At 59.8% G+C, this 13,535-nt stretch carries 13 protein-coding genes; 10 read left to right on the top strand and 3 right to left on the bottom strand.

Annotated elements, in window-relative coordinates; all coding sequences use genetic code 11:
• The first annotated feature begins 67 nt into the window (after nucleotides 1-67).
• Nucleotides 68-1,162: an iron-sulfur cluster carrier protein ApbC gene (gene apbC, locus HU762_RS09300; RefSeq protein ID WP_186635745.1), complete on the top strand. Its 1,095-nt coding sequence runs from the start codon at nucleotides 68-70 to the stop codon at nucleotides 1,160-1,162.
• Between the two features lie 54 nt (nucleotides 1,163-1,216).
• Here apbC and HU762_RS09305 read toward each other — a convergent pair whose 3' ends face one another.
• Nucleotides 1,217-1,975, bottom strand: a complete 759-nt coding sequence (locus HU762_RS09305; protein ID WP_186635748.1) for an SDR family oxidoreductase — start codon at nucleotides 1,973-1,975, stop codon at nucleotides 1,217-1,219.
• Nucleotides 1,976-2,139: 164 nt separating this feature from the next.
• On the opposite strand from HU762_RS09305, the gene HU762_RS09310 reads away from it, so the two are divergent.
• The 4 genes from HU762_RS09310 (at nucleotide 2,140) to groL (ending at nucleotide 5,658) form a co-directional block, all read left to right on the top strand.
• Entirely contained in the window at nucleotides 2,140-2,871 is a 732-nt protein-coding gene (locus HU762_RS09310) for a HugZ family protein (protein WP_186635751.1), read from the top strand.
• A 66-nt stretch (nucleotides 2,872-2,937) separates the two neighbouring features.
• The gene (locus HU762_RS09315) at nucleotides 2,938-3,414 is read left to right on the top strand and encodes an FxsA family protein (RefSeq protein ID WP_186611610.1); all 477 of its coding nucleotides are present in this window, start codon (nucleotides 2,938-2,940) and stop codon (nucleotides 3,412-3,414) included.
• 257 nt (nucleotides 3,415-3,671) lie between these two features.
• On the top strand, nucleotides 3,672-3,965 hold the full coding sequence (locus HU762_RS09320; RefSeq protein ID WP_024619193.1) for a co-chaperone GroES: 294 nt from the start codon (nucleotides 3,672-3,674) through the stop codon (nucleotides 3,963-3,965).
• 49 nt (nucleotides 3,966-4,014) lie between these two features.
• Entirely contained in the window at nucleotides 4,015-5,658 is a 1,644-nt protein-coding gene (gene groL / locus HU762_RS09325) for a chaperonin GroEL (RefSeq protein ID WP_186635754.1), read from the top strand.
• 86 nt (nucleotides 5,659-5,744) lie between these two features.
• Here groL and HU762_RS09330 read toward each other — a convergent pair whose 3' ends face one another.
• Nucleotides 5,745-6,488, bottom strand: a complete 744-nt coding sequence (locus HU762_RS09330; RefSeq protein ID WP_186635757.1) for a phosphatase PAP2 family protein — start codon at nucleotides 6,486-6,488, stop codon at nucleotides 5,745-5,747.
• Nucleotides 6,489-6,731: 243 nt separating this feature from the next.
• Between HU762_RS09330 and colR the strand changes: the two genes are divergently transcribed.
• The 5 genes from colR to HU762_RS09355 all read left to right on the top strand — a co-directional run bounded on the left by colR (nucleotide 6,732) and on the right by HU762_RS09355 (nucleotide 10,406).
• Entirely contained in the window at nucleotides 6,732-7,415 is a 684-nt protein-coding gene (gene colR, locus HU762_RS09335) for a two-component system response regulator ColR (RefSeq protein WP_186635760.1), read from the top strand.
• The gene (locus HU762_RS09340; protein WP_186635763.1) at nucleotides 7,405-8,682 is read left to right on the top strand and encodes a HAMP domain-containing sensor histidine kinase; all 1,278 of its coding nucleotides are present in this window, start codon (nucleotides 7,405-7,407) and stop codon (nucleotides 8,680-8,682) included. The genes colR and HU762_RS09340 overlap by 11 nt, the downstream gene beginning before the upstream one ends.
• A 111-nt stretch (nucleotides 8,683-8,793) precedes the next feature.
• Complete coding sequence (locus tag HU762_RS09345; RefSeq protein ID WP_186635766.1) at nucleotides 8,794-9,462, top strand: class I SAM-dependent methyltransferase; 669 nt, start codon at nucleotides 8,794-8,796, stop codon at nucleotides 9,460-9,462.
• 6 nt (nucleotides 9,463-9,468) lie between these two features.
• Nucleotides 9,469-10,176, top strand: coding sequence for a lipopolysaccharide kinase InaA family protein (locus HU762_RS09350; protein WP_186635769.1), 708 nt, complete (start codon nucleotides 9,469-9,471; stop codon nucleotides 10,174-10,176).
• Nucleotides 10,177-10,178: 2 nt separating this feature from the next.
• Nucleotides 10,179-10,406 carry a hypothetical protein gene (locus HU762_RS09355; protein ID WP_186612310.1) on the top strand — a complete coding sequence of 76 codons (228 nt, stop codon included), beginning with the start codon at nucleotides 10,179-10,181 and terminating at the stop codon, nucleotides 10,404-10,406.
• Nucleotides 10,407-10,500: 94 nt separating this feature from the next.
• Here HU762_RS09355 and HU762_RS09360 read toward each other — a convergent pair whose 3' ends face one another.
• On the bottom strand, nucleotides 10,501-13,527 hold the full coding sequence (locus HU762_RS09360) for a multidrug efflux RND transporter permease subunit (RefSeq protein WP_186635772.1): 3,027 nt from the start codon (nucleotides 13,525-13,527) through the stop codon (nucleotides 10,501-10,503).
• Between the last annotated feature and the right edge of the window lie 8 nt (nucleotides 13,528-13,535).

Raw genomic sequence — 13,535 nt, forward strand, 5'->3', positions numbered from 1 at the left:
GTCGCCATGCGGGAGCGCGCGGCGTAGGATAACGGCCTGTTTTCAAGTCTTGCTATCGGAGTTGCCCATGAGCGCCGTCAATCGCGCAGCGGTGGAAGCCGTTCTTCGCCAATACACCGACCCCTACCTGAACCAGGACCCGGTCAGCGCCGGATGTGTGCGCGCCATCGATATCCAGGGGGATCGTGTCAGCGTCCAGCTGGAAATTGGCTATGCCGCCGATCTGTTCAAGAGCGGTTGGGCGCAAATGCTGCAGATGGCGATCGAGGGCCTGGAGGGCGTGACAGCCGCAAAGGTCCAGGTCAACAGCGTGATTGCCGCCCACAAGGCCCAGGCGCAAGTGCCGGGGCTGGCCAACGTCAAGAATGTGATCGCCGTGGCGTCGGGCAAGGGCGGCGTCGGCAAGTCCACCACCGCCGCCAACCTGGCCCTGGCCTTGGCCCGCGAAGGGGCGAAGGTCGGTATTCTCGACGCCGACATCTACGGCCCGAGCCAGGGCATCATGTTCGGCGTCGCCGAGGGCACGCGGCCCCAGGTCAAGGACCAGAAATGGTTCGTGCCGATCCAGTCCCATGGCGTGGAAGTCATGTCCATGGCGTTCCTGACCGACGACAACACGCCGATGGTCTGGCGCGGGCCAATGGTTTCGGGCGCCTTGCTGCAGTTGGTCACGCAAACCGCGTGGGGCGACCTGGATTACCTGGTGATCGACATGCCGCCGGGCACCGGTGACATCCAGCTGACCCTAGCACAGAAAGTCCCGGTGGCCGGCGCGGTAATCGTCACCACCCCTCAAGACCTGGCCTTGCTGGACGCCCGCAAGGGCGTGGAGATGTTCCGCAAAGTGAACATCCCGGTGCTGGGCGTGGTGGAAAACATGGCCGTGCACATCTGCTCCAATTGCGGACACGCCGAGCATCTGTTCGGTGAAGGCGGTGGTGAAAAATTGGCAACCCAGTACGGCGTTGAGCTACTGGCCTCGCTACCGCTGTCGATGCTGATCCGCGAACAGGCCGATGGCGGCAAGCCAACCGTCATCGCCGAGCCGGATAGCCAGATCGCCATGGTCTATCAAGAGTTGGCCCGCCACGTGGGCGCGCGGATCGTGTTGCAGGAAGCGGCGACGCCGGCGATGCCGAACATTACCGTCAGCGACGATTGATGACCGGCTGATCAGAGAGGGAAGCGGGCAAGCGCGCTTCCCTCAGCTGTGATGTCAGATCCGCAGTCCGCCGTCCATTTCCAGGATGCGCCCGGTGTAGTAGTCGTTCTCGAAAATGTAGGCGGCCGAATGGGCGATTTCTTCGGGCTTGCCCATGCGCTTGAGCGGGATCCCGGACGTCATTTTTTCCAGGGCCTCGGGCTTCATGCCCAGCGTCATCTCGGTTTCGATGAAGCCCGGTGCGATACCCGCCACGCGAATACCGTAGCGCGCCAGTTCCTTGGCCCAGGTCACGGTTGCGGCTGCCACACCGGCCTTGGCGGCCGAGTAGTTGGTCTGGCCGACATTGCCGGCACGGGAAATCGACGAGATATTGATGATGGCGCCGCTGTTCTCCAGCTCGACCATTTTCGCCGCCACCTCGCGCGTGCACAGGAACACGCCGGTGAGGTTGACATCGATCACGGCCTGCCACTGGGCCAGGCTCATCTTGGTCATTTCGCCGTCCTTGACCTTGAGCAGCAGGCCATCACGCAGGATCCCGGCGTTGTTGATCAGCCCATGGATCGCGCCGAAGTCGTCGGCGACCCGGGCGACCATGTCGATCACCTGGTCTTCATTGGCTACGTTGCACAGGTAGGCACGCGCCTCGACACCCTTGGCTGTGCAGGCGGCAACGGCCTGGTCGAGTTTTTCCTGGTTGAGGTCCACCAACGCCAGCTTCGCGCCTTTGCCCGCGAAATACTCGGCCATGGAGCGGCCCAGACCCTGGCAACCGCCAGTGATAATGATTACTTTGTCAGTGAGTTGCATTCTCATGTCCAGATGGCACAGCGGTGGAGGGGACCCTTCGGGCGGCCTCTCGATTTGCGACGGGTTAGCCCGTTTGCGCGCGAGAACTGTCCCCTAGGTGTATCGGAACATTACTCCAGTCGCCTGACCGTTTTCTAGACGGATTTCATAAAAGGAGTCATAAATTGAGCGTTGAAGCTGCCAAGCATGCCCGTGAACTGCTGCTCAAGGAATACCGCGGAATGCTCTCCACCCATTCCAAATCCATGCCCGGCTTTCCGTTCGGCTCCGTGGTCCCGTATTGCCTGGATGAGCAAGGCCGGCCGTTGATTCTGATCAGCCGGATAGCCCAGCACACCCACAATCTGCAAAAAGACCCCAAGTGCTCGATGCTGGTGGGCGAGCGAGGCGCCGAGGATGTGCAGGCCGTGGGGCGCCTGACTTACCTGGCCGAGGCTCGAAAACTCGAGGACAGTGCCGCCATCGAGGCTGCCGCCGAGCGTTATTACCGCTTCTTCCCTGACTCGCAGAACTATCACAAGGCCCATGACTTCGATTTCTGGGCGCTCGAGCCGGTGCGTCATCGCTACATCGGCGGCTTTGGCGCCATTCACTGGGTCGATCAGCTCACCCTGGCCAACCCCTTCGCCGGCAAGGCCGAAGCCAGCATGATCGAGCACATGAACGCCGATCACGCCAAGGCCATCGCCCATTACGTGGAGCTGGCCGGCCTGCCGAAAAGCGAACCGGCGCAACTGGTGGGCATCGACAGCGAAGGCATGCACCTGCGCATCGGGCAGGGCCTGCATTGGCTGGCGTTTCCCACGCCCTGCAACACGCCGACACAAGTGCGCGAAGCCTTGGTTTATCTGGCCCACGCTGAACAATGGCCAAAAAATGCCGAGGTTGACGCTTGAATTCACGAAAGGGCGACGTCATTTAGGTTTTCATAGCAAGGCATTCTTGCGTTGAGGAACCATTTGATGCGCCCTTTTTTGTTGCTCTTTCTGCTATTCCCAGTGTTGGAGCTGTTCGTATTCGTCAAGGTCAGCGGTGCGATCGGGTTTTTCCCGGCGCTGCTGCTGGTCATTCTCGGCTCGATGCTCGGCGTGTTCGTGCTGCGTATCGCCGGCCTTGCCACGGCGCTGCGTGCCCGTGAAAGCCTGAGTCGGGGCGAGCTGCCTGCGCAGACCATGCTCGAGGGCCTGATGCTCGCCCTGGGTGGCGGTCTGTTGATCCTGCCTGGCTTCATCAGCGATGTGCTGGGCCTAGTCATGTTGTTGCCAATCACCCGTCGGTTGCTGGCCAATAAAATGCGCCGGCGCGCCGAAGAACAGGCGATGCACCAGCGGGCGTTCGCCGACGACCTGCAGCCACGTGGCGGGCCGGCTCCGCGAGAACCCCTGGGCCGCGAGCCCAACGTGATCGAAGGCGAATTCGAACACCGCGATCCCAAGTAGCTTTTCAGTGACACGGCAGTCAATAACACGGCACCTTCGGGTGCCGTGTTCGTTTTGCTCGTTAAGTAAAAAATTTCACCCCCGACCCTTGTAATCGGCTTGTACGCCCTTATGTATGGGTCACCGCAAGGTTTCCGGTGGCAACACCGGACAGACTTCCGCGGTTCGCTTGACGAACCGCACCCGGCACCGCCGGATCCGTTAAACCCGCCGGGACTACACCGGCCGATGAAAACCACAATTAGGAGAGATCGACAATGAAGCTTCGTCCTCTGCATGACCGCGTCGTCGTCCGTCGCAGCGAAGAAGAAAAGAAAACCGCTGGCGGTATCGTCCTGCCAGGTTCGGCTGCCGAAAAGCCAAACCAGGGTGAAGTCCTCGCTGTAGGCCCAGGCAAAGCCCTGGAAAACGGTGAAGTACGTGCGCTGTCCGTGAAAGTGGGTGACAAGGTTGTGTTCGGCCCTTACTCCGGCAGCAACACAGTGAAAGTCGACGGTGAAGACCTGCTGGTTATCGGCGAAAGCGAAATCCTCGCTGTTGTCGAAGGCTGATTCCCCGCTCATTTTCCCGCTACTACAAAGTATTTAAGGAATATCGATCATGGCTGCTAAAGAAGTTAAATTCGGCGATTCCGCCCGCAAGAAAATGCTCGCCGGTGTCAACGTCCTGGCTGACGCAGTAAAAGCGACCCTGGGCCCGAAAGGCCGTAACGTGATCATCGAGAAGAGCTTCGGCGCTCCGACCATCACCAAGGACGGCGTATCCGTTGCCAAAGAAATCGAGCTGAAAGATCGCTTCGAAAACATGGGCGCGCAGCTGGTCAAAGACGTTGCCTCCCGTGCCAACGATGACGCCGGCGACGGTACCACCACCGCTACCGTACTGGCTCAGTCGATCGTCAACGAAGGCCTGAAAGCCGTCGCTGCCGGCATGAACCCGATGGACCTCAAGCGCGGTATCGACAAGGCAACCATCGCCATTGTCAAAGAGCTCAAGGCCCTGTCCAAGCCATGCGCTGACACCAAGGCAATCGCTCAGGTCGGCACCATCTCCGCCAACTCCGACAGCTCCATCGGCGACATCATTGCCGAAGCCATGGAAAAAGTCGGTAAAGAAGGCGTGATCACCGTTGAAGAAGGCTCGGGCCTGGAAAACGAACTGTCGGTTGTAGAAGGCATGCAGTTCGACCGTGGCTACCTGTCCCCGTACTTCGTCAACAAGCCGGACACCATGACCGCCGAGCTCGACGGTCCGCTGATCCTGCTGGTCGACAAAAAGATCTCCAACATCCGTGAGCTGCTGCCAGTGCTGGAAGCTGTTGCCAAGGCCGGCCGCCCGCTGTTGATCGTGAGCGAAGACGTTGAAGGCGAAGCCCTGGCGACCCTGGTTGTGAACAACATGCGCGGTATCGTCAAGGTCGTTGCCGTCAAGGCACCGGGCTTCGGCGATCGTCGCAAGGCCATGCTGCAGGACATCGCTGTTCTGACCGGCGGTACCGTTATCTCCGAAGAGATCGGCCTGAGTCTGGAAAGCGCTACCCTGGAACACCTGGGTAATGCCAAGCGCGTGACCGTGACCAAGGAAAACACCACCGTCATCGACGGCGCTGGCGTTGAGACTGACATCCAGGCTCGCGTGACCCAGATCCGCGCACAAGTTGCCGAGACTTCGTCCGACTACGACCGTGAAAAACTGCAAGAGCGCCTGGCCAAGCTGTCCGGCGGTGTTGCTGTCATCAAGGTTGGCGCCGGTTCCGAAGTTGAAATGAAAGAGAAGAAAGCCCGCGTTGAAGACGCCCTGCACGCGACCCGCGCAGCCGTTGAAGAAGGCGTGGTGCCTGGCGGCGGCGTGGCACTGGTTCGTGCCCTGCAAGCCATCAGCGAGCTCAAGGGCGACAACGATGACCAGAACGTGGGCATCCAGTTGCTGCGTCGCGCTGTTGAAGCGCCTCTGCGCCAGATCGTTGCCAACTCCGGCGACGAGCCAAGCGTAGTGGTCGACAAGGTCAAGCAGGGTTCGGGTAACTACGGTTACAACGCTGCCACCGGCGAATACGGCGACATGATCGAAATGGGTATCCTGGACCCAGCCAAAGTGACTCGTTCGGCTCTGCAAGCGGCTTCGTCGATTGCCAGCCTGATGATCACCACCGAGGCGATGATCGCTGAAATCAAGGATGACGCTCCAGCTGGCGGCGGCATGCCAGACATGGGCGGCATGGGTGGCATGGGCGGCATGATGTAAGCCAGCCTTACCCCTGTAGCGAAAAACCCCGCCTGCGAAAGCCGGCGGGGTTTTTTAATACCTTGGATTCACCCAGCGACGGCAGCTCAGGCGCTGACGGGCTGAACGCCAACCGCACGCTCATCCTTGGAGGCCGGCCGGTAGAGAACCCAGTAATAGCAGCCCAGGCAAATCAGCCAACAGAACACCGCCGTCCACACGTTGTGGGAGAAAAAGTGCGCCCCTTGCATCATCCGGCCCACGGAAAACACTGTACCCAGCCCAAATGCGAAGATAAGCGCCTGGCGAGCCAGGCGTGGGCGGCGATCACGCAGTACGAAAAACAGCGCGAAGAGGGTAAAACCAGTGGCGGCGTGCCCGCCCGGCCAGCAGCGGCCAGGTTTGTCCGTCGCCGGACGCGGACTCAGCAATTCACTGTAGATTTCCTTGCCGCCAAATTCCTTCAGGCTCCAGGGGCATTGCACGGCCGTCACCGCTTTGAGCGGCGTGACAAAGGCAGTTGCCAGCGCGAGCGACAGGACCAGGCAACCTAGCTCCCGTTTGAAAGGCGCGAGTCGAGCGATAAAAAACGAAGCGACGAAGCCGAGGACCGAAAATACCGAAAAGACGATGACCAGTTGTTTGGCCCGGTCGTGCAGGATGTCTTCGAGAAAAAAACTGTGCCGCCCGATGAATCCGCCATCAGCGGAGCTGTAGAAAAGCTTGGCCAATGTCATATCCAGCGTGGTCAATTCCAGCAGCACCAGAGTGAGCGCAACCGCGGCAGGAACACCCAGGGCGATCCGTACGTTCAGCGGTCTGGAAGCGGGGCGCAGGGCGGTGGAAACCATGGCGATACCTATGTGGGAAGCTATGTGGGAAGTCTTCGTGGGCAGCAGGGTGATGCGGAGTCTGTTCCGCGCGGCGTTGGCGAGGCGTGAATCCGTGGTGAAAAACTCGTCAATCCAGCTGACTCTTCCGGGATTGTTTCCCGCTGGCCTGACACAAGCGGATACAACACCTAGCGGTGTGGCACGCTTGGCCTTAAGCTGCGCGGGCCACGACGATTGCCTACGTGCGCAGAGGAGATGCCCATGCGAATTCTATTGGTCGAAGACAACCGTGACATCCTGGCCAACCTGGCCGATTACCTGGGGCTCAAGGGTTATATCGTCGATTGCGCCCAGGACGGTTTGTCGGGGTTGCACCTGGCCGCGACCGAGCACTATGACTTGATCGTGCTCGATATCATGCTGCCGGGCATCGACGGCTACACCTTGTGCAAGCGCTTGCGCGAAGACGCCCGGCGCGATACGCCGGTGATCATGCTCACTGCGCGAGACCAATTGGACGACCGTCTGCAAGGGTTCAAATCCGGGGCTGACGATTATCTGGTCAAGCCCTTTGCCTTGTCCGAGCTGGCAGCGCGGATTGAAGCGGTCATGCGACGCGCCCAGGGCGGCGGCCGGCGTGCCCTGCAGGTCGGAGACTTGAGCTACGACCTCGATACATTGGAAGTGACCCGTGAAGGGCGGCTGCTCAAGCTCAACCCCGTTGGCCTGAAGCTGCTGGCGGTATTGATGCAGAAAAGCCCTCATGTGCTGCGCCGCGAAATCCTCGAAGAAGCCTTGTGGGGAGACGATTGTCCGGACAGTGACAGCCTGCGCAGCCATGTCCACCAATTGCGCCAGGTGATCGACAAGCCATTCGATAAGCCGTTGCTGCACACGGTGCACGGCGTTGGTTACCGCTTGGCCGAGGGCCGAGATGGAGTTTAAGCAAAGCCTTGCCCAACGGATCATTATCGCTTTCGCACTGATGAGCGCGTTGGTGGCGGGGGCTTTTGCCCTCGGCATCGTGGCAACGGTTCACCTGGTGGAAGAGAAACTGATTTCCGCCGGTCTCGGTGGAGACCTGCAACGCCTGCTGCTGATGGACAGTGTTTCCGACTGGAGTCATCGCCCTGAACCCGACCAATTGTTCTACTTCAGTGGCGGCCCGGGTGATTTCGAGCTGCCCAAGGATTTGCGCCACCTCGGCCGTGGCTTCCATGAAGTGTTTCGCGAGCAACTGTCCTATCACGCGATGGTGGAGATCGTTGACGGCCGGCACTACGTGTTATTGCAAGACCAGAGCGATTTCGAAGAGCGCGAACGCGTGCTCTTCGCCGTGGTGCTGGTGGGTTTCGTGCTCAGCCTGGCGTTGGCGGTATTCCTGGGCTGGGTGCTGGCACGCCGAGTGATGGCGCCGGTGGTTCGCCTGGCCCGGCAAGTGCGGCATCGCGACCAACTGCTGGGACTTGCTCCGCCGCTGGCCCCGGACTACGCTGCCGACGAAGTGGGCGAGCTGGCCGTGGCCTTCGACGCGACATTGGGGCGGCTGCGCCAAGCCCTGACCCGTGAGCGGCTGTTCACCAGCGATGTCAGCCATGAGCTGCGCACCCCGTTGATGGTCTTGGCCACGTCCTGCGAACTGCTGTTGGAAAATCCGGCACTGGATCAGCGGGGGCGCACTCAGGTCGAGCGCATCAACCGTGCCAGTGAAGAAATGCGCGAGCTGGTGCAGACCTTCCTGATGCTCGCCCGGGCCCAGCGTGAAGACAACGGGATGTCGCCCCGGGCGACATTGGGACAGGTGGCAGAAAACCTTCTCGGGGTCTGGCGCACGCCCATCGAGTCCAAGGGCCTCACGTTGGTTTTCGATCCAGGCCACACCACCGATACGCCGTATAACGCCACATTCCTGACTGCCGTCATGGGGAATTTGCTGCGTAACGCCTTGCACTACACCGACCAGGGCTTTATCCGCGTCTCGCTGACCGCCACGGGGTTCGTGGTCGAAGACAGCGGCGTGGGGATTCCCGAGGAGAAGCGCGAGGCGATGTTCGAGCCATTCGTGCGCGGTAATGAAAAGCGCGGCGAGGGTCTGGGGCTGGGCCTGTCGTTGGTGCAGCGAATTTGCGAGGACCAGGGTTGGACAGTCAGCCTCAGCACGATGGAGCCTAACGGCTGCCGTTTCGAAGTGGATTTGAATCCGAAGGGATGACGGCTCGCCGAAAAAATTTGAAATGATTCCTTCGCTTACATGACGGTTTTTTCACACGGCGATGACGCGCCGGTTCATAGGGTGGGCTGATCAATAACGGAGAGCCCCCCAATGTCCAAAGCCATCAAGCTGGATTTTTCCGAAAAGTACGATGAACAGCACGCCAAAGAGTATTTCCATAAGCATCGCAGCGGCCTGAGCCGCCGTCTCTCCAACCAGCGGGACCAGCAACTGGCCCGCCGCGCCCTGGCCCTGGCCGGTGATCCTGGCTTGGTCTTGGATCTGCCGTGCGGCGCAGGGCGTTTCTGGTCCTTGCTGGCGGAAAAACCGAACCGGGTAATCATCGGTGCGGACAATTCCGAAGCCATGCTGAAGACCGCAATGAGCGTTCAACCCGCCGACGCCGTAAAACGGGTACAACCTTTGCACACTTCTGCGTTCGACATCGCCTTGCCTGATAACGCCGTCGACAGCATTTTTTGCATGCGCTTGCTGCACCACATTGGGGAACCCGCGCACCGCCTGGCGATCCTGCGGGAATTCGAGCGTGTCAGCCGTGACAGCGTGATCGTTTCGTTGTGGGTCGATGGCAATTTCAAGGCTTGGAAACGCAAGCGCCTGGAGCGCACGCGTGGGCAGAAAGACTACCAAAACCGATTTGTGTTACCGGTTGCTACAGTAGAGGACGAATTCCGACAGGCTGGGTTTCGCATTCTGGAACAACTTGATTTCCTACCGCTCTATGCCATGTGGCGAGTTTACGTATTACGCAAGGGGTAACAGGGCATGGCTGTATCGGCAGTAGAAGCCCCAGCGGCTTCTCGTAGTTGCTTTGATCATTTTTGGAATCAGCGCGGGGAGTGGGTCGAAGAACCCAATACGCGGCGTGGCGGTGAAAGTGGTGTGCAGCGGCTTAGCAGCGATGGAACACTGCTTTATGCAAAGCGCCAGACCGGCCACATCTACCGCAGCCTGTTGCACCCGTTCGGTCGCCCGACTGTGCTGCGCGAAGAACGAGCGCTTCTGGCCTTGACCGAACTCAATGTCACGGTGCCCCAGATTGTCTTTTGCGGTGCGCAGCGGGACCCGGTACATAAATGGCGCGCGCTGCTGGTTACCCAAGCGCTGGATGGCTTCGAGGAAATCGAGCATTGGTACGCGGCGGGCGGTCGTGAACGTCATGGCGAGGCAGTTCATGACCGTATCCTCGAGGCATTGGCTGAAAACCTCGCTCGCATGCACAAGGGTCGTTGGCAGCATGGCTGTCTCTACATCAAGCACGTATTTGTGCGTGTGACTGGAGAAGGCGAATCGGCCAAGGCCGAAGTGGCATTGCTGGATCTGGAAAAATGCAGGCAACGCCTGACGGCTCGAAGTGCGGCGTACCACGACATGAAGCAGCTACGGCGCCATTCGTCGTTCCAAGGCGCCGACTGGAAAAAACTGGTCTACTTTTATGAGACGGCGTTTGGCAGCGCTATCAAAGGTTTATAGCGATGAAACTAGAAATTGCTAGAGGTTTATTTTTAGTCGGAGCCCTGGCAGTTGCATCAATGGCGGTGGCGGTGTGGGAACAGCCGCGTTCGCAAATCCTCAGTGCCTCCACGGTTGGCGCGCATTGCCCTGTGCCTCGCGTGGCCAAGACCAGCGAGGCGATCCGACCGGATGACGACCTGTTGCTGTTCATGTTCAGCCTGTCTCAAGGCATGCGGCCGCAGAGTTAAGTGTCATGGTTAACAATAAAAGGCCTCGCAGTTGCGAGGCCTTTTATTTTCCTGCGGATTCCATGCACCACAAGCGTCCCGTGATGCTCGTGTCTCAGGCTTTGTCCGGTTTTGCCAACAAGGTGTATACACAGGGCAATACGAACAAGGTGAACAAGGTGCCGACCGTCATGCCCGTGGCGATGACCATGCCGATGTCGAAGCGGCTTACCGCCCCGGCTCCTGTGGCCAGGATCAACGGCACCATGCCGAACACCATCGCGGCGGTGGTCATCAATACGGGCCGCAGGCGAATCGACGCCGCTTGTTCCACTGCATCCCGCGGGCTCAGGCCCTGTTCCTTGCGCAGCTGGTTGGCGAACTCGACGATGAGAATACCGTGCTTGCTGATCAATCCGATCAGCGTCACCAGCCCCACCTGAGTGTAGATATTCATGCTTGACCACCCGAGGAACAGCGGGATCAGCGCTCCGCAAATGGACAGTGGCACCGTTACCAGGATCACCAGCGGGTCCCGGAAACTTTCGAACTGCGCAGCCAGCACCAGGAAGATAATGGCCAGCGCCAGGGCAAAGGTTGCCCACAGCGCGCTGCCCTCCTGTACGAATTGGCGCGAAGCACTGGCGTAATCGAAGGAGAATCCCACCGGTGCTTCCTCGCGTGCAATCTGGCGCACGGTCTCGATGGCCTCGCCCATGCTCACCGTGGGGAAGCCAGAGATCGTGACGGCGTTCAGCTGCTGGAACTGGTTCAGTTGCCGCGGTCGGGCCCGGTCGCTCACCTTGATCAGCGTCGACAACGGTAGCGATTCACCCTGGGCATTCTTCACGTAGTAGTTGTTCAACCAGTCCGGATTGTCCCGGAACGGTCGTTCGACCTGGGCGATGACCTTGTAGCTGCGCCCTTCGAGCGTAAAGCGGTTGATCTCGGATTCACCCAGCAATGTCGCCAGGGTTGCGCCCAGGTCCTGCATCGAAACGCCCATCTGGGCGGCCTTTTCACGATCGATGTCCACCACTACTTCAGGCTTGTCGAAAGCCAGGTCGATGTCCATGAAAGCAAATTTGCCGGATTCCACCGCGCGTTTCTTCACCCGGTCGGCCACCTCCAGCAGCGTCGCATAGTCTTTCGGCGAATTGATGACGAACGCGAACGGCAGGCCTTCGCCGGTTCCGGGCAGTGAAGGCAGGTTGAAACCGAAGATCTGCAGGCCAGGCACGCTTTCCAGCTTGGCCTGGACTTCGGGCAGGATTTCCATTTGTGTGCGGCTGCGTTCGTTCCAAGGCTTGAGCAGGAAACCGCCGATGCCCGATTGCACGCCGTTGTAGCCGTTGATCTGGAACGAGGAGTAGTACTCCGGAAACTCCTTGAAGATGGTAATGAAGTGATCGGTGTAGCTGTTCAGGTAGTCGAGGTTAGTGGGCTGCGGGGCGTTCGCCATCATGAAGATGATGCCCTGGTCTTCGTCGGGCGCCAGTTCCGACCTGGTGAACATGATCAACACCGGGATCAGCAGCAGGACGATCACGGCAAACACCAGGACCACCGGACGGGTATTGAGCGTGCCGTGAAGCATGCGCTGGTAACGGCTCTTCCAGCGTTCGAAGATCACGTCCAGTCGATGGGCCAGTCCCGACGGGTTTTCGTCATGGCGCAGCAGCATCGCGCACATCATCGGCGACAGGGTCAGGGCGACGATTCCGGATATCACCACCGCTCCGGCCAGGGTCAGTGCGAACTCCTTGAACAGCGCCCCCGTCAGGCCTTCGAGCAGGCCAATCGGCGCATATACCGCCGCCAGCGTGATGGTCATCGAGACCACCGGCATGGCTATTTCGCGCGCGCCATCTATCGCGGCGTCGAACGGGGTCTTGCCTTTTTCGATGTGCCGGTGAATGTTCTCCACCACCACGATGGCGTCGTCCACCACCAGACCGATCGCCAACACCATGGCGAGCAACGTCAGCAGGTTCATGGAATAACCCATGAGCTGCATGAAGAACATCACGCCGATCATCGACAATGGAATGGTCACCACCGGGATGAGTACCGAACGCAGCGCGCCGAGGAACAGGAACACCACGACGATCACGATCAGCACTGCCTCGAACAGGGTCTTGACCACCTCGTCGATGGACGCCTGGATGAACAGCGTCGCATCGTAGGCGATCTCGGCCTTGAGGTTGGAGGGCAACTGCGCCTCCACTTCCGGCATGATCTTGCGCACTTCCTTGATGACATCGAGGGGGTTGGCGCCCGGTGTTGCCTTGATGCCGATGTAAACCGAAGGCGTGCCACCGAAGGAGCTGACGGTGTCGTAGTTTTCGGCACCCATTTCCACCCGTGCCACGTCCCGCAGCAACACGCGGCTGTCGCCTTCGGTCTTGAGCGGAATCGCGGCGAATGCTTCTGCGGACTTGAGCTCGGTGTTGGCGTTGATGCTGGTGACTACGTACTCGCCTTTCACTTCACCGGCTGCGGAGAGGAAGTTGTGCTGGCGCACGGCATTGGTCACGTCGGCGGCGGTCAGGCCGAAACCGGCGAGCTTGATCGGGTCCAGCCACAAGCGCATGGCAAAGACCTGGTTGCCGAGGATCTCGGCCTCGGCCATGCCTGGCAGTGTCGCCAGTTTGGGTTGGATTACCCGCGACAGATAGTCGGTGATCTGTGGGTTATTCAATTCCTTGCTGAAGAAACTGATGTACATCAGTGCCGAGGCGTCGGCGGCCTCGCGGCTGAGCACCGGGTCTTCCGATTCCTGGGGCAGCTCGTTCTTGACCTCGCTGGCCTTGGCCAGCAGTTCGGTATAGAGCCGGTCGCTGTTGGAACCGATACGGGCATAGACCGAGATGACCGAGAAGTTCTGGCGGCTGACCGATGTCATGTAGTCGATGCCCTCGGCACTGGCCAGGCTCTGTTGCATCGGTTGGGTAATGTAGCCCTGGATGGTTTCGGCGTTGGCCCCCGGGTAAGCAGTGGTCACCGTGATCAAGGCGTTTTCCATCTGCGGATACTGACGCAAGGGCAACTTGCTCCAGGCCTGGAAGCCCAGCAGCACGATCAGCAGGCTGACCACGGTGGCAAGCACCGGACGGCGGATGAACGGATCGGTAAAAGCCATGGGGGTTC

This window comes from Pseudomonas sp. SWRI92 (assembly GCF_014268685.1).
GTDB lineage: Bacteria > Pseudomonadota > Gammaproteobacteria > Pseudomonadales > Pseudomonadaceae > Aquipseudomonas > Aquipseudomonas marvdashtae.

Coding starts and splice junctions, on each gene's coding strand:
- colR (WP_186635760.1), top strand. CDS start 6,732: ATGCGAATTCTATTGGTCGAAGACAACCGTGACATCCTGGCCAACCTG.
- apbC (WP_186635745.1), top strand. CDS start 68: ATGAGCGCCGTCAATCGCGCAGCGGTGGAAGCCGTTCTTCGCCAATAC.
- HU762_RS09345 (WP_186635766.1), top strand. CDS start 8,794: ATGTCCAAAGCCATCAAGCTGGATTTTTCCGAAAAGTACGATGAACAG.
- HU762_RS09355 (WP_186612310.1), top strand. CDS start 10,179: ATGAAACTAGAAATTGCTAGAGGTTTATTTTTAGTCGGAGCCCTGGCA.
- groL (WP_186635754.1), top strand. CDS start 4,015: ATGGCTGCTAAAGAAGTTAAATTCGGCGATTCCGCCCGCAAGAAAATG.
- HU762_RS09305 (WP_186635748.1), bottom strand. CDS start 1,975: ATGCAACTCACTGACAAAGTAATCATTATCACTGGCGGTTGCCAGGGT.
- HU762_RS09320 (WP_024619193.1), top strand. CDS start 3,672: ATGAAGCTTCGTCCTCTGCATGACCGCGTCGTCGTCCGTCGCAGCGAA.
- HU762_RS09315 (WP_186611610.1), top strand. CDS start 2,938: ATGCGCCCTTTTTTGTTGCTCTTTCTGCTATTCCCAGTGTTGGAGCTG.
- HU762_RS09330 (WP_186635757.1), bottom strand. CDS start 6,488: ATGGTTTCCACCGCCCTGCGCCCCGCTTCCAGACCGCTGAACGTACGG.
- HU762_RS09350 (WP_186635769.1), top strand. CDS start 9,469: ATGGCTGTATCGGCAGTAGAAGCCCCAGCGGCTTCTCGTAGTTGCTTT.
- HU762_RS09360 (WP_186635772.1), bottom strand. CDS start 13,527: ATGGCTTTTACCGATCCGTTCATCCGCCGTCCGGTGCTTGCCACCGTG.
- HU762_RS09340 (WP_186635763.1), top strand. CDS start 7,405: ATGGAGTTTAAGCAAAGCCTTGCCCAACGGATCATTATCGCTTTCGCA.